At 62.0% G+C, this 22113-nt stretch carries 18 protein-coding genes, 3 tRNA genes and 3 rRNA genes; 17 read left to right on the top strand and 7 right to left on the bottom strand.

Annotated features, from left to right (window positions below; all coding sequences use genetic code 11):
• Window positions 1-197: 197 nt before the first annotated feature.
• The 8 genes from R3C13_RS07800 (at window position 198) to R3C13_RS07765 (ending at window position 7903) form a co-directional block, all read left to right on the top strand.
• Window positions 198-1652: ribosomal RNA gene (locus R3C13_RS07800) — 16S ribosomal RNA — on the top strand.
• Between the two features lie 208 nt (window positions 1653-1860).
• Window positions 1861-1937 (top strand) — tRNA-Ile (locus R3C13_RS07795).
• Between the two features lie 58 nt (window positions 1938-1995).
• Window positions 1996-2071: transfer RNA gene (locus R3C13_RS07790), tRNA-Ala, on the top strand.
• Window positions 2072-2461: 390 nt separating this feature from the next.
• Window positions 2462-5230: ribosomal RNA gene (locus R3C13_RS07785) — 23S ribosomal RNA — on the top strand.
• Between the two features lie 103 nt (window positions 5231-5333).
• A 5S ribosomal RNA gene (gene rrf / locus R3C13_RS07780) occupies window positions 5334-5448 on the top strand.
• The 16S, 23S and 5S rRNA genes sit together here with 3 tRNA genes alongside, the layout of an rRNA operon.
• Before the next feature lie 149 nt (window positions 5449-5597).
• Window positions 5598-5674: transfer RNA gene (locus R3C13_RS07775), tRNA-Met, on the top strand.
• 228 nt (window positions 5675-5902) lie between these two features.
• The gene (locus R3C13_RS07770; RefSeq protein WP_371310249.1) at window positions 5903-6562 is read left to right on the top strand and encodes a BON domain-containing protein; all 660 of its coding nucleotides are present in this window, start codon (window positions 5903-5905) and stop codon (window positions 6560-6562) included.
• 108 nt (window positions 6563-6670) lie between these two features.
• Complete coding sequence (locus R3C13_RS07765; protein WP_371310248.1) at window positions 6671-7903, top strand: MgtC/SapB family protein; 1233 nt, start codon at window positions 6671-6673, stop codon at window positions 7901-7903.
• Window positions 7904-7907: 4 nt separating this feature from the next.
• Here R3C13_RS07765 and R3C13_RS07760 read toward each other — a convergent pair whose 3' ends face one another.
• Window positions 7908-8345, bottom strand: a complete 438-nt coding sequence (locus R3C13_RS07760; RefSeq protein WP_371310247.1) for a host attachment protein — start codon at window positions 8343-8345, stop codon at window positions 7908-7910.
• 50 nt (window positions 8346-8395) lie between these two features.
• Between R3C13_RS07760 and R3C13_RS07755 the strand changes: the two genes are divergently transcribed.
• Window positions 8396-9208 (top strand): Crp/Fnr family transcriptional regulator, encoded by an 813-nt coding sequence (locus tag R3C13_RS07755; RefSeq protein WP_371310246.1) that lies wholly within the window; start codon window positions 8396-8398, stop codon window positions 9206-9208.
• 8 nt (window positions 9209-9216) lie between these two features.
• On the opposite strand, the gene R3C13_RS07750 is transcribed toward R3C13_RS07755, so the two are convergent.
• Genes R3C13_RS07750 through R3C13_RS07740 form a run of 3 tightly spaced genes read right to left on the bottom strand, consistent with a single transcriptional unit; the run spans window position 9217 to window position 12208 of the window.
• The gene (locus R3C13_RS07750; RefSeq protein ID WP_371310245.1) at window positions 9217-9852 is read right to left on the bottom strand and encodes a response regulator transcription factor; all 636 of its coding nucleotides are present in this window, start codon (window positions 9850-9852) and stop codon (window positions 9217-9219) included.
• Window positions 9845-11482, bottom strand: a complete 1638-nt coding sequence (locus tag R3C13_RS07745) for a nitrogen regulation protein NR(II) (RefSeq protein ID WP_371310244.1) — start codon at window positions 11480-11482, stop codon at window positions 9845-9847. Before R3C13_RS07745 ends, R3C13_RS07750 begins: the two co-directional genes overlap by 8 nt.
• 27 nt (window positions 11483-11509) lie before the next feature.
• Window positions 11510-12208 carry a DUF6629 family protein gene (locus R3C13_RS07740; RefSeq protein ID WP_371310243.1) on the bottom strand — a complete coding sequence of 233 codons (699 nt, stop codon included), beginning with the start codon at window positions 12206-12208 and terminating at the stop codon, window positions 11510-11512.
• A gap of 136 nt (window positions 12209-12344) precedes the next feature.
• Here R3C13_RS07740 and R3C13_RS07735 point away from each other — a divergent pair, with 136 nt between their 5' ends.
• The 5 genes from R3C13_RS07735 to R3C13_RS07715 all read left to right on the top strand — a co-directional run bounded on the left by R3C13_RS07735 (window position 12345) and on the right by R3C13_RS07715 (window position 17113).
• On the top strand, window positions 12345-13184 hold the full coding sequence (locus R3C13_RS07735) for a universal stress protein (RefSeq protein ID WP_371310242.1): 840 nt from the start codon (window positions 12345-12347) through the stop codon (window positions 13182-13184).
• Window positions 13185-13222: 38 nt separating this feature from the next.
• Window positions 13223-13669, top strand: a complete 447-nt coding sequence (locus R3C13_RS07730) for a DUF3775 domain-containing protein (protein ID WP_371310241.1) — start codon at window positions 13223-13225, stop codon at window positions 13667-13669.
• Between the two features lie 6 nt (window positions 13670-13675).
• Window positions 13676-15391, top strand: a complete 1716-nt coding sequence (locus R3C13_RS07725) for an adenosylcobalamin-dependent ribonucleoside-diphosphate reductase (protein WP_371310240.1) — start codon at window positions 13676-13678, stop codon at window positions 15389-15391.
• Window positions 15392-15496: 105 nt separating this feature from the next.
• Window positions 15497-15862, top strand: a complete 366-nt coding sequence (locus tag R3C13_RS07720; RefSeq protein WP_371310239.1) for a cytochrome c — start codon at window positions 15497-15499, stop codon at window positions 15860-15862.
• Window positions 15863-15973: 111 nt separating this feature from the next.
• A complete protein-coding gene (locus tag R3C13_RS07715; protein WP_371310238.1) occupies window positions 15974-17113 on the top strand; it encodes a PepSY-associated TM helix domain-containing protein in 1140 nt (379 codons plus the stop codon).
• 6 nt (window positions 17114-17119) lie between these two features.
• Here the strand turns inward: R3C13_RS07715 and R3C13_RS07710 are convergent, their stop codons facing one another.
• Window positions 17120-17428, bottom strand: a complete 309-nt coding sequence (locus R3C13_RS07710; protein WP_371310237.1) for a hypothetical protein — start codon at window positions 17426-17428, stop codon at window positions 17120-17122.
• Between the two features lie 208 nt (window positions 17429-17636).
• Between R3C13_RS07710 and R3C13_RS07705 the strand changes: the two genes are divergently transcribed.
• From R3C13_RS07705 to R3C13_RS07695, 3 genes are all read left to right on the top strand, one after another.
• Complete coding sequence (locus tag R3C13_RS07705) at window positions 17637-18689, top strand: hypothetical protein (protein WP_371310236.1); 1053 nt, start codon at window positions 17637-17639, stop codon at window positions 18687-18689.
• A 61-nt stretch (window positions 18690-18750) separates the two neighbouring features.
• Entirely contained in the window at window positions 18751-18918 is a 168-nt protein-coding gene (locus R3C13_RS07700) for a hypothetical protein (RefSeq protein ID WP_371310235.1), read from the top strand.
• Window positions 18919-19210: 292 nt separating this feature from the next.
• Complete coding sequence (locus R3C13_RS07695; protein WP_371310234.1) at window positions 19211-20380, top strand: CaiB/BaiF CoA transferase family protein; 1170 nt, start codon at window positions 19211-19213, stop codon at window positions 20378-20380.
• On the opposite strand, the gene R3C13_RS07690 is transcribed toward R3C13_RS07695, so the two are convergent.
• Both R3C13_RS07690 and R3C13_RS07685 read right to left on the bottom strand, forming a co-directional pair.
• Entirely contained in the window at window positions 20377-21333 is a 957-nt protein-coding gene (locus R3C13_RS07690; RefSeq protein WP_371310233.1) for an alpha/beta hydrolase, read from the bottom strand. The genes R3C13_RS07695 and R3C13_RS07690 overlap by 4 nt on opposite strands.
• 13 nt (window positions 21334-21346) lie before the next feature.
• Window positions 21347-22090, bottom strand: coding sequence for an SDR family NAD(P)-dependent oxidoreductase (locus tag R3C13_RS07685; protein WP_371310232.1), 744 nt, complete (start codon window positions 22088-22090; stop codon window positions 21347-21349).
• Window positions 22091-22113 lie beyond the last annotated feature (23 nt).

The following is a 22113-nucleotide window of genomic DNA, read 5'->3' as shown; positions in this document are numbered from 1 at the left end:
ATGGCTTGCGGAACAGTCCTCAAGGCTGTTCCAAACGATCACGACGGATGCGTTTCTTGAGAATTCTTTTTCCATCGAACAGGGCTTCGGTCTTGTTCTTTGTGACAAAGGGTTCTCGTCAAAGAACGCAATACTTATGCTTAACAGCTTGAGTAACTGTCCTCATTTTCCTGAGGATGGTTTCGTCAGATCCAACTCAACTTGAGAGTTTGATTCTGGCTCAGAACGAACGCTGGCGGCAGGCCTAACACATGCAAGTCGAACGACACAGTGGCAGACGGGTGAGTAACGCGTGGGAACGTACCTTTCGCTAAGGAATAGCTCCGGGAAACTGGTGGTAATACCTTATACGCCCTTCGGGGGAAAGATTTATCGGCGAAAGATCGGCCCGCGTTAGATTAGGTAGTTGGTGGGGTAATGGCCTACCAAGCCTACGATCTATAGCTGGTCTGAGAGGATGATCAGCCACACTGGGACTGAGACACGGCCCAGACTCCTACGGGAGGCAGCAGTGGGGAATCTTGCACAATGGGCGAAAGCCTGATGCAGCCATGCCGCGTGAATGATGAAGGCCTTAGGGTTGTAAAATTCTTTCGCCAGGGACGATAATGACGGTACCTGGAGAAGAAGCCCCGGCTAACTTCGTGCCAGCAGCCGCGGTAATACGAAGGGGGCTAGCGTTGTTCGGAATTACTGGGCGTAAAGCGCACGTAGGCGGACTTCTAAGTCAGGTGTGAAATCCCGGGGCTCAACCTCGGAACTGCATTTGAAACTGGAAGTCTGGAGTTCAGGAGAGGTTAGCGGAATACCGAGTGTAGAGGTGAAATTCGTAGATATTCGGTGGAACACCAGTGGCGAAGGCGGCTAACTGGACTGATACTGACGCTGAGGTGCGAAAGTGTGGGGAGCAAACAGGATTAGATACCCTGGTAGTCCACACCGTAAACGATGAGAGCTAGTTGTTGGCAGGCATGCCTGTCGGTGACGCAGCTAACGCATTAAGCTCTCCGCCTGGGGAGTACGGCCGCAAGGTTAAAACTCAAAGAAATTGACGGGGGCCCGCACAAGCGGTGGAGCATGTGGTTTAATTCGAAGCAACGCGCAGAACCTTACCTACCCTTGACATACCGATCGCGGTTTCCAGAGATGGATTCCTTCAGTTAGGCTGGATCGGATACAGGTGCTGCATGGCTGTCGTCAGCTCGTGTCGTGAGATGTTGGGTTAAGTCCCGCAACGAGCGCAACCCTCATCCTTAGTTGCCATCACGTTTGGGTGGGCACTCTAAGGAAACTGCCGGTGGCAAGCCGGAGGAAGGTGGGGATGACGTCAAGTCCTCATGGCCCTTACGGGTAGGGCTACACACGTGCTACAATGGCAGTGACAATGGGATAATCCCAAAAAGCTGTCTCAGTTCAGATTGTCCTCTGCAACTCGAGGGCATGAAGGTGGAATCGCTAGTAATCGTGGATCAGCATGCCACGGTGAATACGTTCCCGGGCCTTGTACACACCGCCCGTCACATCATGGGAATTGGTTCTACCCGAAGACGCTGTGCTAACTTCGGAGGCAGGCGGCCACGGTAGGGTCAGTGACTGGGATGAAGTCGTAACAAGGTAGCCGTAGGGGAACCTGCGGCTGGATCACCTCCTTTCTAAGGATGCATTGGATTGGTTCGCTCACGCAAACCTCCAACGCTTCTTGTACAGCTCCCTTTGAGGAGCAAAACATATGCGGCTGTCGCGCCGTCTCCGTTTCTCTTCCTTCGTTCGTTGTTTGGTCTTGCCTCTGGCAAGTCCAGGCACTAAGCGAGCCCCGCGGGCGCTGAACGCCTGTCTTCGACTTTGACCGGTGACGGTCATGGGCCGGTAGCTCAGGTGGTTAGAGCGCACGCCTGATAAGCGTGAGGTCGGAAGTTCAACTCTTCCTCGGCCCACCATCGAAGCCTGCGGCAACGCAGGGCAGGGCATGCAACCTGGCGGGACGCCGGGGTTTACGGGGCCATAGCTCAGTTGGGAGAGCGCCTGATTTGCATTCAGGAGGTCGTCGGTTCGACTCCGTCTGGCTCCACCAATTTTTAGCGGGTTCCGTATCGGCGCTTTGCGCCTCACATGAGCCAGGCTCAAGGCTGCTGCCAACACAAGCAACGCGCAGGCGCAGGTGCCGCGAGCTTCAGCTCGCGAGCAGCGCCGAGCAGCTTAAAAGCGAACGAGGAAGTTTAGTCCGTTTCCGGAGCAATCCGGGATATTTGTCATCGTAAGGGAAAGATTGATCCGGCTGGTTTGCCGCTCGGAGCCTTGTGCTCCTGGTACTCCAGCTTCAGCCGATAAACGTGAGTGTCATAGGAGTATGACAACAAAAGCTCACGCCAAAGGATCAGTCTGCAAGAAACCAACATGTCTGATCGAGATCCATGTGGTGGCGACGCGTATGCGTTTTCCACTGCACATGGGTTTCAAAAACGATCAAGCGTCAAAAGGGCATCCGGGGGATGTCTTGGCGGTAAGAGGCGATGAAAGACGTGGCACTCTGCGATAAGCACCGGGGAGGCGAGAGCACCCTTTGATCCGGTGATTTCTGAATGGGGAAACCCACCTCCGAGATGTTGGATAAATCTTCCGTTCGCGGACGATGTATCTGACATTTCGCTAGAGAGGTATTTTAACCTGAATACATAGGGTTAAAAAGCGAACCCGGGGAATTGAAACATCTAAGTACCCGGAGGAAAGGACATCAATTGAGACTCCGTTAGTAGTGGCGAGCGAACGCGGACCAGGCCTGGTCTGAAATAAGGAGAAGTATCTGGGAAGGTACGCCATAGTGGGTGATAGCCCCGTATCCGTAAAATGAAGACCTTTTAGAGTAGGGCGGGACACGTGAAATCCTGTCTGAACATGGGGGGACCATCCTCCAAGCCTAAGTACTCCTTACCGACCGATAGTGAACAAGTACCGTGAGGGAATGATGAAAAGAACCCCGATGAGGGAGTGAAACAGATCCTGAAACCGGATGCCTACAAGCTGATGGAGCTCTTCGGAGTGACATCGTACCTTTGTATAATGGGTCAGCGACTTAGTGTTGCGTGCAAGCTTAAGCCGTTAGGTGTAGGCACAGCGAAAGCGAGTCTGAACAGGGCGACCGAGTACGTAGCATTAGACCCGAAGGCAAGTGATCTAGGTATGGGCAGGCTGAAGGTGCGGTAACACGCACTGGAGGGCCGAACCGTTGAACGTTGAAAAGTTCTCGGATGACCTGTGCCTAGGGGTGAAAGGCCAATCAAACTTGCTGATAGCTGGTTCTCCGCGAAATCTATTTAGGTAGAGCGTCAGACGAATACTCCAGGGGGTAGAGCACTGAATGGGCTAGGGGTCCTCACCGGATTACCAAACCTTCTCAAACTCCGAATACCTGGAAGTACTATCTGGCAGACACACGGCGGGTGCTAACGTCCGTCGTGAAAAGGGAAACAACCCAGACCGCCAATTAAGGCCCCTAAGTAATAGCTAAGTGCGAAACGATGTGGAGGTGCTGAGACAATCAGGAGGTTGGCTTAGAAGCAGCCATCCTTTAAAGAAAGCGTAACAGCTCACTGATCTAGCGCCTCTGCGCGGAAAATGTAACGGGACTAAAGTTATTCGCCGAAATTGCGGACTCGAAAGAGTGGTAGCGGAGCGTTCCGTAAGCCGACGAAGGTGAACCGTGAGGTTTGCTGGAGGTATCGGAAGTGAGAATGCTGACATGAGTAGCGACAAAGCGGGTGAGAGACCCGCTCGCCGAAAGACCAAGGGTTCCTGCGTAAAGCTAATCTGCGCAGGGTTAGCCGGCCCCTAAGGTAAGGCCGAAAGGCGTAGCCGATGGGAACCACGTTAATATTCGTGGGCCAAGGGATGAGTGACGGATTTCGAAAGTTGTATCCTCTTATTGGATTGAGGATGCAGCCTGGAAGTTCCTGGAAATAGCCTCCACATTAAGACCGTACCCCAAACCGACACAGGTGGTCTGGTAGAGTATACCAAGGCGCTTGAGAGAACTATGTTGAAGGAACTCGGCAAATTACCTCCGTAACTTCGGGATAAGGAGGCCTCAATCTGGGCAACCAGGCTTGAGGGGCACAAACCAGGGGGTAGCGACTGTTTATCAAAAACACAGGGCTCTGCGAAGCCGCAAGGCGACGTATAGGGTCTGACGCCTGCCCGGTGCCGGAAGGTTAAAAGGAGAGGTGCAAGCCTTGAATTGAAGCCCCGGTAAACGGCGGCCGTAACTATAACGGTCCTAAGGTAGCGAAATTCCTTGTCGGGTAAGTTCCGACCTGCACGAATGGCGTAACGACTTCCCCACTGTCTCCAACATAGACTCAGCGAAATTGAATTCCCCGTGAAGATGCGGGGTACCCGCGGTTAGACGGAAAGACCCCGTGAACCTTTACTACAGCTTCACAGTGGCATTAAAGAACTTATGTGTAGGATAGGTGGGAGGCTTTGAAGCTTCGGCGCCAGCCGGAGTGGAGCCAACCTTGAAATACCACCCTTAATTTCTTTGATGTCTAACCGCGCCCCTGGATGGGGCCGGGACCCTGTGTGGCGGGTAGTTTGACTGGGGCGGTCGCCTCCCAAAGAGTAACGGAGGCGCGCGATGGTAGGCTCAGAGCGGTCGGACATCGCTCGTTGAGTGCAATGGCATAAGCCTGCCTGACTGCGAGCTCGACGGAGCGAGCAGAGACGAAAGTCGGTCATAGTGATCCGGTGGTCCCGAATGGAAGGGCCATCGCTCAACGGATAAAAGGTACTCCGGGGATAACAGGCTGATGATGCCCAAGAGTCCATATCGACGGCATCGTTTGGCACCTCGATGTCGGCTCATCACATCCTGGGGCTGGAGCAGGTCCCAAGGGTTCGGCTGTTCGCCGATTAAAGTGGTACGTGAGCTGGGTTCAGAACGTCGCGAGACAGTTTGGTCCCTATCTGCCGTGGGTGTTGGATACTTGAGAGGATTTGTCCCTAGTACGAGAGGACCGGGATGAACACACCTCTGGTGGACCTGTTGTGGCGCCAGCCGCATTGCAGGGTAGCTATGTGTGGACGGGATAACCGCTGAAAGCATCTAAGCGGGAAACCCACCTCAAAACCAGGTATCCCTGAGAGCCGTGCAAGACCAGCACGTCGATAGGCCGGGTGTGGAAGCGCTGCGAGGCGTGAAGCTAACCGGTACTAATTGCTCGATCGGCTTGATCGAGAAACTCATGTGTAGTTGAAAGCGCATCCGCTTCGACAACACGAAAGATCTCCATACAGACATATTGGTTTCAAAGCTTGCACAACGGTCTGGTTTCCGCCGACCCGGTGGTTTTGGCAGGGGGTCCCCACCTGATCCCATCCCGAACTCAGTCGTTAAGCCCCCTTGCGCCGATGGTACTACGTCTTCAGACGTGGGAGAGTAGGACGCTGCCGGGTCCGCAGAGCCCAGACAAAGCAAGCCCTTGCAGACATTTCTTTCCTTTACGACGACAGTTGCCGCTCGCCGGCACCTGATCCGGCCTCAGCCATATGGCGGGCCGGATTTGCATTTGGGGGCCTTGTGTTCTTATATGCGCAACAATTGACGCGGGATGGAGCAGCCCGGTAGCTCGTCAGGCTCATAACCTGAAGGTCGTAGGTTCAAATCCTACTCCCGCACCCAATTAAGCCTCTGATCTTCGGATCGGGGGCTTTTTTCGTTTCGGGGTGCAGGTTTATTAAATCCGTGCACGGATCTAAAAGATATAAAAATAAACATAAAAACAAGGCCAAATGGTCTCTGTTGGGAGGTTGCCCCGCTTCCCGGCGCGCGGGGCGACCTTGACGGGCGTCAATGCGGGCGGGGCAGCGCGGGCTAGACTCAAGCTCGCAATACCGAAGGTGCCTGGTCATGGCTGCGGAGACTGACAGAGAGCTGAAGCAGCGCGTGCTGGAGGAGCTGGAGTACGAGCCGCAGGTCAATGCCAGTTCGGTCGGGGTGACGGCGAAGGATGGCATCGTCGCGATTTACGGTCACGTCACCAGTTTTCTTGAACGCGTCCTTGCTGAGGACGCTGTGCGGCGGGTGCGCGGCGTGCGGGCGATCGCCAATGAGATCGATGTCAACCTGCCGGGTGATGCGCATGTCAATGATGACGAGATCGCCTTCCGGGCCTCGCGCCTGTTCGATTGGGACCATTTGCTGAGCAAGGCGAACTTCTCGATCCGCGTGCAGGGCGGCAAGGTGGATGTCGATGGCGAAACGGACCAGCTGCACCTGAAGCGCCGCGCAGAAATGCTGCTGGCGCAGTTGCCGGGCGTGGTGGCCGTGTTCAACCATATCCGCGTGGTTCCGGCACCGCAGAAGGCCGACATCGCGCAGAAAATCGGGGCAGCCCTCGCGCGTCAGGCACAAGGCGAGGCAGACGCGATCCGCATTGAAGTGCGTGATGGGGATGTGACCCTGCGCGGCAAGGTTGGATCGCTGCTGGAAAAGGACAGCGTGGAGCGGGCGGCGGCGCATGCGCCCGGCGTGCGGCATGTGACCAGTCATCTGGTCGTCGGCGATTGACGCGCGGCGCTTTCCCGGCGCGTCGTCTGCGCTAGACTGCGCGTTTCGGACCGGGAGCGCCTGCTGGACACCAATGAGACCCTTCTGAAGTCTGCGCTGAATGTCGGCGTGGCGCTCGCGATCGGCCTGCTGATCGGGCTTGAGCGTGGCTGGAAGGAGCGTGCCGATCCGGGCGGCAGCCGGGTGGCGGGATTCCGCACTTTTGGCCTGATCGGACTGGCCGGCGGGCTAGCAGGCGTGCTCGATGCCGGCAATGGCTTCGTGATCGCATCGGTTGCGCTGGGGCTGGCATTGCTGCTGCGCGAAGGGTTTGAAGTGCGCATCGACGAGACGCGCAATGTCAGTGCAACGACGATGATTGCGGCGCTGGTGACGTACAGTCTCGGCGCCGTGGCGGTGACCGTGGCGCCGCTGCTGGCGGCGGCGGCGGGCGTGATCACGGCATTTGTGCTGTGGCTGCGCGAGCCGATGCATCGGCTGCTGGGCCGGATCGAGGAACGCGAACTGAGCGCTTTCCTGCGTCTCCTGCTGATTTCCATCGTGATTCTGCCGGTGATGCCGGAAGAAGGGCTGGGCCCCTATGGCGTCATCAATCCGCGCGAGGTGTGGCTGGTCGTCGTGCTGATCAGCGGCCTCGGGTTCCTTGGATATCTGGGAGTCAAATTCCTGGGCGAGCAGGCGGGCATCGGTCTGATGGCGCTGGCCGGAGGGCTCGCCTCCTCGACCGCGGCCACGCTGTCTCTGGCACGCCTGTCAGCCAGCGATTCAGGCAATGAGCGGGCCTATGCGGGCGGCGTTGCCGCGGCGTGGGCGGTGATGTTTGTCCGCATGGGAATCATTGTGGGCGGTATCCATTATCCGCTTCTGGCACGTATCTGGCTTCCGCTCGGCGCGATGTTTCTGGTGACGGCGCTGATGGCCGGCGCGGAATTGCTGCGGCGGAGCGAACGGACGCCGGCGCAGATGGCCCTCACGAATCCGCTGGACCTGAAATCTGCCTTGACCTTTGCCGGCGTACTCGTCGCGGCGCTGGTCCTGTCGCGGCTGGCGCAGGATGCGTGGGGTACGCACGGGATTTTCGGTGTCGCCGCGATTGCCGGCCTCGTCGATGTGGACGCGATCAGCATTTCGATGAGCCAGCTGAGCCAGACGGATCTTGCAGGCGCCGTTGCAGCGCGGGCCATTATCGTCGCGGCCTTGGCGAACACGATTTTCAAGACGGGGCTGGCCTTTGCGGCGGGCACACCTGCGTTCGGGCGCCGGGTGCTGGTTGGCGCAGCGCTGACGCTTGCCGCCGGCACGCTGGCGGTGGTCACCGGGATCGTGACCGGCTGGATGTGACGGGTCAGGCCGTGGCGATCAGCTGCTCAATGTCCGCAGCCGGATGATGCGCGAAATCGCCGGTGATCGAGTGCGCGATGCGTGCCTGGGTGCCGGCCGAGAGCGCCTTGCGCAGACGGCCCATCGAGCGCGGGTCTGCGACCAGCACGAGATGGCGGGCTGCGCCGATGCGGGCCCACTCGTCGATCTGCGCGGCGAGGGCGTCAATGAAATCCGCTTCAGCTTCATCATGCCAGTCGGTTTGTCCGACGGCGGATCGCCGGCTGCCGGGGCCGGGATAGCGGCCGGGCGGGCTGCTGCCCTGGTCGTGGGTTGCGGGGTTATCCAGTTCGCTGGCCTGCGCGACACGCAGGTCCAGCCGGTCCCTGTCGCCGTGATTGTCATAAATGACATATTTGCCGGCGTCGCAGACGATGACGCGATCTCCATGTTCCAGGTGCATGGCAGCGGCCTCCTTGTGGCGCATTCTATGCGAACCAGCGCATCCGGGGCATGCGTAATGTCACGGAATTCACGGCCTCTGGCGCGGGCGCCATACTGGCACGGCTGGACTGGCAGCAAGACGAGGCGCCGATGGATTTGCCAAGAGCCCCCGAGAGTGTGGATGGGATCGGCGGGATTGCCGCGGGCCCGGTCAACCGGCTGTCGACGCTCCTGTCGGGCGCGGGCTATCCCACGGTGGCGCGCCGGCTGACAGCGCACGAGCATCTCTATTTCGAGCAGGATCCGCGCAAGGGCGTTTACGAGCTCCTGTCCGGCACCGTCATCCAGTATGCGCTGCTGACCGATGCGCGCCGGCGGATCGAGGCGTTTGCACGGCCGGGAGACCTGCTGGCATTCGGCCATTCGGCGCTGCATGACGAGAATGTCGAGGCACTGACCGAGGCGCGACTGAATTTCATTCCGCGATCGGTGTTCGATGCCGCGGTGCGCGACCTGCCGGGCTTCCGCGACGCGGTGCTGGAGCGGATCGAGCAGATGCTGCGGCAGGCGCGGGCGCAATCGGCGCTGATCGGCTGGAAGTCTGCGGCGCAGCGCACCGCGAGCTTCCTCCTCTTCCTCGAAGAACGGTTCCGCGACCCGGTGACGGGGGTTGTGCGGGTGCCGATGACGCGGCGCGATATCGCGGACTATCTGGGGCTGACGATCGAGACGGTCAGCCGGATGATCAGCCGCCTCAAGGAAACCGCGATCATTCGCATGCCGTCACCGGGCGAGTTCCTGGTGCTGGATCATCCGCGCCTTGTCGAGGCGGCCGGGGATTGTGAAGAGGATGCGCGGCAGATGCGGCGCAACCGGGCCTGAGGCGCGGCTTATTTCATCATTCCGGCATGGAAGGCGAGGCGGACAAGGTCTGCTATGCCGCTGGAATCCGTCTTCTGGTGAAGGCCGGCGCGATAGACGTCGACGGTCCGTGGGCTGAGATTAAGCTCACGGGCGACTTCCTTTGTGGATTTGCCGAGGATGAGCAGCTTGAAAACGTCCATTTCCCGTGGCGTCAGGTCGGCGAGGCGCTGTATTGCGGCTTCCCGGTGGTCCGCTTCTGTCTGGATCTGGCGTGACAATTCGCAGGCATGGCGCAGCGCGGACAGCAATTCGGCCGATTCCCAGGGCTTCTCGATGAAATCGATGGCGCCATGCTTCATGGCATCGACGGCGAGGCGGACATCGCCATGTGCCGTCATCATGATCGTCGGGATGCGGATGTCGCGGTCGCGCATGGCCGACAGCACGTCGAGGCCGTCCATGCCGGGCATGTAATAGTCGAGCATCAGGCAGGCCGCACTGTCATGGGGCGCGGTATCCAGGAAGTCCTGCGGCGAGGCGAACGAGCGCGTATGGTAGCCCGACAGGGCGAGCAGCGTGGCGAGGGAATCGAGCACGCCGGCATCGTCGTCCACGATGTAGACGACATGTTCGGGAAGCGGGCCAGCCTGCGGGTCAGTCATGAGTTGGGCTTTCCTGGCTTCTGACCGAATTGCGCGGCAGGACGAGTTCGAAGAGGGCGCCGCCTTCCGGCGCATCATGCGCGGAAATCCGGCCGCCATGGGCCCTTGCGATCCGCTTGACCACGGCAAGGCCGAGGCCGGTCCCGCGCTCGTCGGTGGTGAAGAAGCTTTCGAAAATGCGGGTCTTGTTGCCGTCAGGAATGCCGGGGCCATTATCCGCGACCGAAAGCTTCAGCGCTTCGTCCGTCACGGACGAGACAACGGTGATCGTCGGCGCGGGCGTGTCTTCAAGGGCGCGGCGGGCATTCGAGATGATGTTCGTCAGCACCTGCAAGAGCTGCACGCGGTCGAACGCGGCGCTGCCGTCCTTGCCCTCGCGGCGGATGGTGAGGGCGATACCGTCCGCGTCGAGCGCCGGCCTGACGAATGAAATGGCATCCTCAACGGCGGCGTGGAAATCGCCGGGTTCGGCGTCTGCCGGTTCCTGCTGGTTGAGGAGTCGCATCCGGCGGATGATGTCGCTGCCGAGGCGCGATTGCTGGCGGGCCTTGCCGATCAGTTCCAGGACGAAGGGGTCGGCGGGATGACCTGTCTTGTCGAGGTGCAGCAACAGGGAGTCGAGATAGTTGGAAATCGCCGTCAGCGGCTGGTTCAGTTCATGCGCGACGGAAGAGGCCATTTCCCCGATCAGGCTGCGCCGGTTGGAATATTCGAGGGCCTGGCGCAGTTCGTCGAGGCTTTTCTCGCGCTGCACGGTGCGGCTGACATCGCGGACGATGCCGAGGAAGGACGGATCTGCGTCCGAGCCGACGGGCGCGATGGCGATTTCAATTGGGAACAGGCTGCCATCCTTGCGGCGGGCGTCGACGCGCCGGCCGAAATCCGGCAGCTTGCGTCTGCCGGTGGTGAGAAAGGCCTCGACATAGGCATCGTGCCGGTGGGCGTGCGGCTCCGGCATCAGCATGCGGACATGCTTGCCAAGGACTTCCTGTTCCGAATAGCCGAACAGGGCGGGTGCGGCGCCGATGAAGTCCAGGATCGTCCCTGTACGGTCGATCCGAATAATGGCGTCCGGGGCCTTGCCGACGATCGCCTCCAGCGTGACGCGCTGTGCAGTGTAGGCTGCGCGAAGGCGCAGGTCTTCCGCGACGAGGCCGGCGAGGCGCGAGACCTGGTCCATGAAATAGGCGAAGGCATCGTCTTTCTGGTCCGGCGCCTCCGTCCGGACGGTAATGATGAAGGCGACGGGGTCTTCGTTCGGCGCAGTCAGGGCAAAGCCGCGAAGGGTAGCGTGGGGGGCATCGCCCCCGCGGAGCTCGTCTTCGATCAGCAGCGATGCCGGGCGGCCGGCGGCGAGATAGGGCTGCACGGCAGCGCGCAGCCGTTCGCGCTCGGCTTCCGAGAAGTCCGGCGCGGCGGCAATGTGTGGCTGGCCATTTCGGTCTGCGGAGAGGATCGCGGCGCGCCCGGCGCCAGGGATGGCCTCGATCGCCCGCACGAGGGGCAGGGCCACATCATCAAGCGGGCGCTCGTCAGACAGGGAATCCAGCGCCCGGTCCAGAAAGCCGGCGACCAGGCCGACCAGCGTGCCGTCGTCGCGGAAGCGCTGGGAAAGTGTTTGTTCTGGCATGCCGTCTCCCGATCCCGGGGCAACCTATCATGCCTGCGGCTGGCGCACAGCCCACCGGGCCCGCTCCATCGCCAGCACGATCATCACGCTGCCGGTGGCGGCGAAGAAGCACCAGACAGAGATCAGCGTCGTCCGGTCGGCGATGAAGACGATGGTGAGGGCGGCTGCGACGAACGCGGCGAACCAGCGCACCGGCGGCAGGCTGGACACAGCGAGGCTGCCGCCCGCAGCGGCGAAGTAGGGCACCAGCATGAGGTGCAGCGTACCCATCTTCCAGCTGTGCATCCAGCCGACCACAGGCAGGCTGGTGAGCGCCTGCTGTGAGTAATAGATCGAGTGCCCGTCGATGCGGGCGCTGGTGGTCGCGGTCAGGAGTTTCGACACATAGAGCGCGGCGATCAGAAGGCCGGCAATCAGGAGGCCGGTCTGAATCCTGCGCCGCAGCGGCTGGGTCTCGGCCGATCGCGCCGCGAACGGCACGAAGGCCGGCCAGATGACTGTGGCGAAGAGCACGAACAGGGCGGGATAGAGTCCGGTATCCGTCGCCGTCGCGCTTTGCCCGATGCGCAGCCAGACCATGCCCTCGATCGCCTGCTGTGCGCCGAAGCCAAGCGGCATGAGCGCGAGCGGCAGGAGTTTGCGGTCAGGACAGCGGTGCAGCGCCAGAAGGCCTGCGCCCGCGCAGGCGGCCGCGACGGTGAAGCTGGCGGTTGCGGAAAAGCACATGATTCATGGCTCCCTGTCTGCACATCCCGCTGCGGCGGCAAGCTTGGGCGTGCCGTGCATGCGGGCGTTTGAGCCTCGTCAATTTGCGCCGGACCGCTTCATGGAACAAGATGGGGCAGCAAACCGGAGAAGACCCATGCAAATCAAGGATATCAGTGTGTGCCTCGCCTCGCCCGACGGTGACCGGACAGCGTTTGAATTCGCACGGGACTTTGCCGCCGCGCGCAATGCGCATCTCAGCTGCGCCGCCTTCACCCTCCTGCCGGAAATGGTGATCGGGTATGGCGACGGGGTTGGCGCGGAAATGTATGCGGGGCTGATCCAGGAAACGCGCGAGGCGATGGGCAAGGCCTGGGACCGGTTCGAGGAACAGTCGCTGCGCACGGAAGACACGATCGAGCTGCGCCGCTTCGAGACGACGCAGAACCGGGTTGAGGCGCTGTCGGCGATGAATGCCCGCCATGCCGATCTGGTGGTCGTCCGGGCGCCGGATTCCGAAGACGCACAGCCTCATGCCGACATGCTGGAGGGCGTGCTGCTGGGCGGTGGGCGGCCTGTGCTGGTGCTGCCGGCGGGCTGGAAGAACCCGGTGATCGGCACGCGCACGGTGATGGCCTGGGATGCGGGCCGCGAGGCTGCGCGAGCGCTGCATGACAGTCTGATGGTGCTGCCCGAGGGGGCAACTGTCTGGGTGACGACCGTGGATGCGAAGCCGGACATTACAGGCTTTGGCGGCGGGCCGGGCTGGGACATCGGGACCCATCTCTCGCGCCATGGCTGTGCCGTGGAAGTGCGCAACGAGGACAGTATGGGCCGGCCGGCAGCGGAGGCGCTGCTGGATGTGGCGACGGCCTACAATGCCGATCTCATCGTGATGGGCGGCTATCGCCATTCGCGCCTGCAGCAGGCCCTGATCCCCGGCGTGACCCGCAAGCTGTTGCACGAGGTCAAGGTGCCGCTGTTGCTGTCGCACTGATCGCGCTAGACTGGGGCGGCAGGAGGAAAGGCGCCGATATGCTGAAGACCGACCGCAATTTTGACCTGACCCTCGATCCGGACGTTGCCTATCGCATCGCCGAACTGGTGCAGACCTATCAGGGCGAAGCCTTCGTGCCGCTGGAAGACGAGGACGAGATCGACAGCGATCCGGGCGATGACCTTATCCCCGATGTCGACGCGCTGGCCGACGAGGCAGAGCGGCCGCACCATGATGTGCTGGAAGATGAACTGGAAGGCCTGATCTCCGGGCTGAACGTGGATGCGCGGCATGACCTTCTGGCGCTGATCTGGGTTGGTCGCGGCGATTTCGAGGCGAGCGACTGGGCAAGCGCCCGCCGCGCCGCGCGCGAGGCCGAACCGTTCAGCGTGTCGGACTATATCGAGGAACTGCAATCGGGTGGCGACTATATCGAAGAGGCGCTGTCGGCCCTCGGCTATGCGCCGCCGGAAGATCACGAATAGGCCCGGATGACCGGGCCGGTGTTTCCTGCGCCGATCTCCGAAGAGATATGGAACCGGAAGTACCGGTTCGGCAGGGAAGCGGGCATTGAGGAGACCTGGCGCCGTGTGGCGCGGGCTGTGGCGTCGGCGGAGACGCACGATGTCGCGGCTTGGGAGCAGCGCTTTTTCGATCTGCTGAGCGATTTCCGGTTCCTGCCCGGCGGGCGCATCCTGGCGAATGCCGGAACGGCCCGCAGCGCGACGCTGCTCAACTGTTTTGTCATGGGCGTTCTGGACGATTCCGTAGACGGATTGTTCCATGCCCTGCGCGAGAGCGCCGTGACATTGCAGGCAGGGGGCGGCATCGGGTTGGACTTTTCACCTGTCCGCCCGGCCGGCATGGCGGCGAAGCGGACAGGCAATGTTGCGAGCGGGCCGGTCTCCTTCATGCATCTGTGGGATGCCATGTGCGAGACGATGACGGCCGACCGGGCCCGGCGCGGCGCGATGATGGCGGTACTGCGCTGCGACCATCCGGACATCGAGGCATTCATCGATGCGAAGCTGGCGGCGGGCAACCTGTCACGCTTCAACCTGTCGGTCGCGGTGACAGACGGATTCGTCCGCGCGGTGGATGAGGATGCCGACTGGCCGCTGGTGTTTGGCGGGAAGACGCACCGCACCGTCAAGGCGCGGACGCTGTGGGACCGCATCCTGCGCAGTGCCTACCATTCCGGCGAGCCGGGTGTCCTGTTCATCGACCGGATCAACCAGCTGAACAATCTCGGCCGCGCCGAGACGATCCATGCCTGCAATCCTTGCGGCGAGGTGCCCCTGCCGCCCTATGGCGCTTGCGATCTTGGCTCTGTCAATCTTACTCGGTTCGTGAAACATCCGTTCACGGCGGATGCGGCGCTGGACCTTGAGGGGATCTGCGCGCTTGTTGCGCCCGCCATCCGCTTCCTCGACAATGTGCTGGATGTCTCGCACTTCCCGCTTGCGCCGCAGAAGGAAGAGGCGATGCAGGCGCGCCGGGTCGGCCTGGGCATCACCGGGCTTGCGGATGCGCTGGTAATGCTGGGCATCGGTTATGGCAGCGAGGCGGGGCGGGCGCTCGCCTCGCGCATTCTCGAAACAATGCGCGACGCGGCCTATCGCGCTTCAGCGGCGCTGGCGGCGGAAAAGGGCAGTTTCCCGTGCTTCCGGGCGGCAGACTTCCTCACCCGGCCATTTGTCGCGCGCCTGCCGGAGGACGTCCGCGATGGCATCGCCCGGACGGGCCTGCGCAACAGCCACCTGATGGCGATTGCACCGACCGGTTCGATCAGCCTTCTGGCGGGGAATGTGTCGGCGGGGATCGAGCCGGTGTTTGCGGCGAAGGTGCGCCGGCGGGTGCGGCGTCCGGACGGGGCATTCGACTCGGCCGATCTTGAAGACTATGCCGTGCGGCTCTGGCAGGCAGAAAACGGCGCGGACACGCTGCCGCCGGCCTTCGTGACCGCCGGCGCCCTGTCGCCGGAAGATCATCTCGCCATGCAGGCAGCGGCGCAGGCCCATGTCGACAATGCCATCTCCAAAACGATCAATGCGGATGCATCTATCTCATTGGAATCATTTGGAAATGTCTATCGCAGGGCGTATGAGCTGGGCCTCAAGGGCTGTACGGTCTACCGTCAGGGCAGCCGGGGCGCCGATGTGCTGACACCCATGACCGGCGCCGTTTGCACGGCCGATACGTGCTGAGGCCATTTGACCAGTATCAAGGCCGCAGCGGGGCAATCGGGTAGCCCAGAGAGCGGCAACGCACTAGACTGCCTGGAAGTGATTTGCGTTGCGAAAGGGATTCTCATGCGCCTGTTGTCCTCCGCTGTTCTCGGTATCGGTGCCCTCCTCATGTCGGCTTGCCATTCGGTGTCGCCGGAGGATGCGGCCGCAAAGGAAGCCGCGCTGAATGAAATCGCGGTCGGCCAGATGATCGCCGAGGCGAACTGCTCGCGCTGCCACGCCGTCGGCCGCAGCGGCGACAGCCCGCATGAAGAGGCCAAGCCGTTCCGCAAGTTTTCCGAAAATTACCCGATCCGCGACCTTGAAGAGCCGCTGGCCGAAGGCATCGTCGTTGGCCATCCGGACATGCCGGTCTTCACCATGAGCCCGGCCGAGATCGACGCGCTGCTGTCCTATATCGAAAGCATCCAGGAGCCGCTCGGCACCTGAGCGCCGCCCGCAAGGGGCAATGCAAATCGGCAGACGAGACCTGAAAATTCCGGCAACGGAACCCTGCGGCTGATCCGTTAAACAGCGGCAAGCTCAGCAAGGACTAAAGCGATGCGGCGCATAATTTTCTGGACACATTTCGTGTTCGGCCTGATGGCAGGCCTGTTCATTCTCAGCATGTCGGTGACCGGCGTATTGCTGACCTATGAGCGGCAGATGGTGGCGGGCGCGCGCGCCGCGGCGGTGGAGCGTCCTGACGGGGCCGAGCCGATGGACGCCGATGCGCTGGTCGCCGCCGCACTGGAAGCCGGCGCGGCGCCGGGCAACACGCTGACCCTTTCGAGCGATCCGGGCGCGCCGGTGCAGCTCTCCAAGGGGCGGCGCGATCAGGTCTGGCTGAACCCCTATACAGGTGAGGCGATGGAGGAGCCGGGCCACGCGCTCGAAGCCTTCTTCTCCCGTGTCGAGCAGATCCATCGCTGGCTGGCCTTTACCGGCAAGCGCAATGAGACGCTGGCGGCGATGAACGCGGCGGCGAACCTTGTGTTCGGGGGCCTGTTGCTGAGCGGGATATTCCTCTGGTGGCCGAAGGCGTGGCGCTGGCCGATCGTGAAGGCGCAACTGTTCTTCCGCCAGGGCCTGCCGAATGCGAAGGCACGGCACTATAACTGGCACCATGTGCTGGCGGTGTGGTCGTTGGTGCCGCTGGCGGCCATCGTTCTCTCGGGCGCGGTGTTTTCCTATGGCTGGGCGAACAGCCTCGTCTATGCCGCGTTCGGCGAAAAGGTGCCGCAGCGTGGCCGGCCGCCGGGGGGGGCCGAGGTCGCTGCCGAAGCCGGGCCGGCACCGGCCGAGATTGCGTCCTATGACCTGCTGGTTGCGCAGGCGACCGGCGACAAGGCCAACTGGAAGCGCGTGACGCTGACGCTGCCCGCGCCAGAGGATGCAGACTTCGCCGTGACGGTGGATCATGGCAATGGCGTGCAGGCGTCGAAGCAGAAGGTGCTGCGGCTCGCCCGGGATGGCAGCGGCCCGCGCGCAGAGGCAGGCGCCGCACCCGCGAGCCCGGCATCCAAGGCGCGGCGGTTCATCCGTTTCCTGCACACGGGTGAGATATTCGGAGTTCTGGGCCAGACGATTGCGGGCCTTGCCTCCCTCGCAAGCGTGGTGCTGGTTTACACAGGCATCTCGCTGGCCATCCGGCGCCTCATCCGTATGCGGAAAGCTGCGCAGGCCGCGGCGGCGAAATAGGCGCGATCAGAGGCTGGCGAAGAGGTCGCCGGTTGCCTCGTCACGGGCATTGGCGATGTCCTCGCCGAGGTAGAAACAGGGATGCTTCAGGCGGGCGAGGCCAATGCCGCGCTCGTAATGCACCCAGCCTCCATTGGGCATGCGCAGGCTGAGGATCGGGGCATCGCAGATCGGGCAGGCCGAATGAAAGGAATTGCCCTTCGTCTCGTCCCCGCTTTTCGATTCCACAGGCACCCAGCTCGGCGCAACCTGGACGCAGGCCCCGGAAGACAGACGGCGCACATGCGCCCGACGGCGAACCCATTTGATGGCCATGGATACCTCCCAGACTGACTTTCCGGAGGATCATGCTTTCGATTCGGTTAAGCAAATCTGGTGGCATGGAAGCCCCCGGATTTCTTTTATCTATTGCAGTTTCACCGAGTTGACGGAGGTCGCGCGTGGCACGAATGTTGCCGCTCAAAGGGAGCCTCCGGCGCAAGACCGGGGGGCAGAACGCCAAACTGGCACAGAAAGGCCGCTCATGTGGGACCATGTCTCAGGTGATATTCTCGTAGTGGTCCATGGCCCGGGAAGAGGCCGGGAGGTTCCGACCGGGAGAACGTTCTTCGACCGGCTTCGCAAGACGCGGCCGGATGTTGCTGCGCACTTCCGGTTTCATCAGACGGGCAGCGCCGCCCCTGATCTGTCAGCCGTTTCCCTTGTCCTGTTCTGGTTGGGTGACCCGCTCAGTATCAAATATCCAGAATGCTATGCCGAGGCCGTTGCAATCGCGAACCAGGCCCGTGCGCTTTCCATTCCGATCCTGAATTCCCCGGAAGCACTGTCCCATACCGCCAAGGCGGCTCAGGCGGCGATCTGGCAACATGCCGGCGTCCCGAGCGCGGCGGCCCAGATCGTCCGAAGCAAGGCTGACGTGATCGCCGCCGTGAAAAAGCTGGATGGCCCCTGTATCCTCCGGTCCGACGTCGAGCATTGCCAGAGCCAGGTCACTATCGTGAAAGACCTGGAAGCCGCCCGCAGGTTGCCGGTGACACAGGAATTTCCTGCGGTCGCCCTTCGAATGTACGACATCCGGCAGGAATACCGCGACGCGGGAGCACCTGTGCACAGCCTGTATTCGGAATACCATCACAAAGCCCGCGCATTTGTGTTCCGCAATTCGGTGCGTCCGAGCCATCTGTTCTTCTCGAACCAACTGATCGTCGGCCTGTCCAACAGCCTGTTCGCCCGCGAACAAAGCTCGCGCCGGCGGATGGCCCGTGCCTGCGGATACCACCGCAAACTGTTCAAGCAGTTGGTGGACGAAGATCTGCGCTACTTCGCGTCTGATCCACCCTACAAAGACGTTCTGGTCCGCGCCGTGGCAGAACTCGGGCTCGATTTTGCAGCCGTCGATTACAGCATCCGGCCCGATGGAACTCCGATCCTGTGGGAGGCCAATCCCTATTTCCATCTGCCGCCCGGCGAACAGAGTGTCCTGAGCGCGGAGCGGCAGGCCGTGCGCCGGGTCAATGAGTCGCTCGACTGGTTCAGCTTGTGCATCGAGTCGGCGACGATACGCGTGATGGCCTGACGGCCGACGAGGCCTCGCCAGTTTCCCCAGGTCATCGCATCGACCTATTGAAGAAATTTGGGTGGACCAGCTTGCTTCCATTGCACATATGGTGGCGGGCTTCGTCTCCGTCGTCATCCTCACCCGTTTCCTGACCCCGGAAGGCTATGGAGTCTTCGGTGTCGGCATGCTCGCCATTGTGGCAGGCGGAGTGCTTTCCGATGGCGCCTTTGCAATGCCGCTTGAGTAGAGAAAAGACATCTCCCCTGCGGGCAAGAACACGGTGTTCTGGGTAAATCTGGGGATCGCGTTTGCGGCCACGGCGTTGCTGCTTCCACTTGCGGGATTTGTTGCGGAGAAATCGGGCTTGCCCTCGGCTGTTCCGGTGATCTGGGGCGCGGTCGGTCTGATGGCTATTTCTGCGGCCGGGGTGGTTCCGCTCAGCCTATTGCGCCGCCCGCCTGACCGTGCGGCAGCCCTTGCCAAGGACGGGATGCTGGCCCTTATTCGGGACGGCCCTTAACGATCTGGAGGATTTGCCTATGCCGGGAACCAGTGTCCTGTCCGACATCCGCATTGCCGACATGACCACCGTGATTTTCGGGCCGTATTGCACGCAGACCCTGGCCGACATGGGCGCCGAAGTGGTGAAGGTTGAGCCGGAAGGCGGCGACGATTTCCGCAATGTGGGCAAGCCGGCGAACACTCGCAATATGGGCCCCTGCCACATGACGATCAATCGCGGCAAGCGGTCGGTCGTATGGGATCTGAAATCAGACGAAGGCAAGGAAGCCATCCGCAGGCTGATCGAACGCAGCGACGTGTTCATCCACAATGTGCGCGCCGATGCGATCGCGCGGCTTAGCCTGACGTTCGAGGACGTGAAGGCGATCCGGCCGGACATCGTTTACATTCATTGCGTGGGGTTCGGCTCCGAGGGGCCCTATGCGGGGCGCCCGGCCTATGACGACCTGATCCAGGGCCTTTCGGGGGCGACAAGCCTGTTGCCGCGCGTCGACGGAAATCCGCAGCCGCGCTTCATCCCGACGGCATTTGCCGACAAGGTGTCCGGCCTGCATGCGGTGTATGCGACCCTTGCCGCGCTGCGCCAGCGTGACCGGACGGGCGAAGCGGTGCACGTGGAAGTGCCAATGTTCGAGTGCGTCACAGGCTTCCTGCTGGAAGAGCATTTCTACGAGGCGGCGTTCGATCCGCCGGTGGGGCCGTTCTGTTACCAGCGCCAGGTCGATCCGTGCCGGCAACCGCTGCGCACGGAAGATGGGTGGGTGGTGATCGCGCCTTATGTGGATGCGCGCTGGGTGAAACTGTTTGATGTCATCGGTGCCCCTGAGGAGCTGAAGGACGAGCGCATCGCCGATCGCCGTGGCCGGTATTACAACATGGATTACATGATGGCGCGGGTGCAGCACCATTTCGTCAATCACACGACAGCGCATTGGCTGAAACTGCTCGGCGAGGCGGACATTCCGGCCGCCCGCGCGAACGATTTTTCAGACCTGCAGGCCGATCCGCACCTGAAAGCCGTCGAGTTCTTCCAGCACCGCGAGCATCCGACCGAAGGCGGCTATTGGGAAACCCAGCCGCCGGTGCATTTCGTCGGCGCGCCCCAGCGCACGATCACGCCCGCGCCGCTGGTCGGTGAGCATACGGATGAAGTTCTGGCGGAGCTGGGATTGAAGAAGGATGGTTAGGCTGCGCCGAGCCCGCGGGAGAGTGCGTCCCAGGCATCGCGGGCGTATTGTTTCGTAACGCGGGCGTTTTCGACCCACATGAATCCATGCGGCGCGCCGGGATAGACGTGCAGCTCCACAGGCACGCCAGCGGCCATCAGGCGCTTGGCGTAGTCGAGGTTTTCCTCGGTGAAAAGATCCATGGCGCCCGTAGAGATGAAGGCCGGTGGCAGGCCTGAGAGGTCTTCGGCCCGTGCAGCGGCGGCATAAGGCGAGACGCTGTCGCTGCCTGGCGGATGGCCGAGCAGGCTGGCCCAGCCATAATGGTTCTTTTCGTTCGTCCAGACGAATTCGCCGAACATGGGCGACAGGTCTGTCCGCACGGCGGTGCGGTCGTCCAGCATGGGGAAGATCAGCTGCTGGTGGCAGAAGGCATATTCCTTCCGGTCACGGACGAGCAGGGCGAGCGCCGCGGCAAGGCCGCCGCCTGCGCTTTCGCCGGCCACAGCGATGCGCGTGGTGTCGATACCGAGCTGGACGGCGTGCTTGTAAATCCAGGCGAGGGCGGCATAGGCGTCCTCGACATTGCCCGGATACGAGGTTTCCGGCCCAAGCCGGTAGGCAGGCGCCACGACGACGGCGTCCATGCCCTTCGCCCAGGCGCAGCATTGCGGCGCCATGCTTTCCGGGCTGCCGAGAACATAGCCGCCGCCATGCAGGTGCAGGATGGCGGGCCGGTCTTTCCGGTCGGACGGCGTGCGATAGATCTTCATGCGGACATTCGGGGCGCCGTTCCGGCCGGGGGCGTATTCCTGCACGATGGAGACTTCCGGCGGCAGGGGTGGCATCTGGGCAAGTGCCATCGCCTCGCGTTGGGCTCGCACCTGCACGATCGTCTCGCGCGAGAGCGTGAGTGGCGGCATCGACTCGAAGAAGTCTTTCAGCTGTGGATCGAGGAGGTGGGCGGAGGACATGGACGTGTTCCTTCTACTGCATGCCGCCATCGACGCGCAGGATGGCGCCGGTGGTGAAGCTGGAAGCGGGCGAGGCGAGGTAAAGCGCAGAGGACACGATCTCCTCTGGCCTGCCGGGACGGCCGAGCGCGTTGTCGGACGTTTCGCGCGCTTCTTCGCTCCAGGCTTTGGAAATGTCGGTGAGGAAAGGGCCGGCGGCGATGGCGTTGACGCGCACTTCGGGCCCGTACTCGGCCGCGAGCGACACGGTCATCGCGTTCAGCGCGGCCTTTGCCCCGGCATAAGGCACGACCGCCGGCATGGGCGCGAGCGAGGCAATGGAAGAGATGTTGATGATGCTGCCGCCGCCCGCCTGTTTCATCCGATGACCGACAATCGCGGCGAGGCGGAACGGGCCCTTGAAATTGAGGTTCATCACGCTGTCGAAGAGGTTTTCGGCAACCTCATGGCTCGGCAGGTACGGCCCCTTGCCGGCATTGTTGACGAGGATGTCGATGCGGCCGAATTCGGCATAGGCGGCCTCGATCAGGCGGTCGATATCGTCCCAGCGGCCGCAATGGGCGGCGACGGCCAGGGCCTTGCGGCCCATGCCGCGCACTTCGGCGGCAACCTCTTCGCAGGCGTCGAGCTTTCGGCTGGCGATGATGATGTCGGCGCCCCGCGCGGCAAAGGCTTTGACCATTTCATAGCCGAGCCCGCGACTGCCGCCGGTGACGAGCGCCACCTTGCCTTCGAGATTGAACAGCGGGTCTGGCATGGCGGTTCCTCAGCGATTTGCGT

Origin of the sequence: Hyphomonas sp. (genome assembly GCF_041398385.1) — a bacterium.
GTDB lineage: Bacteria > Pseudomonadota > Alphaproteobacteria > Caulobacterales > Hyphomonadaceae > Hyphomonas.
This window is presented reverse-complemented; position numbering and strand designations above follow the sequence as displayed.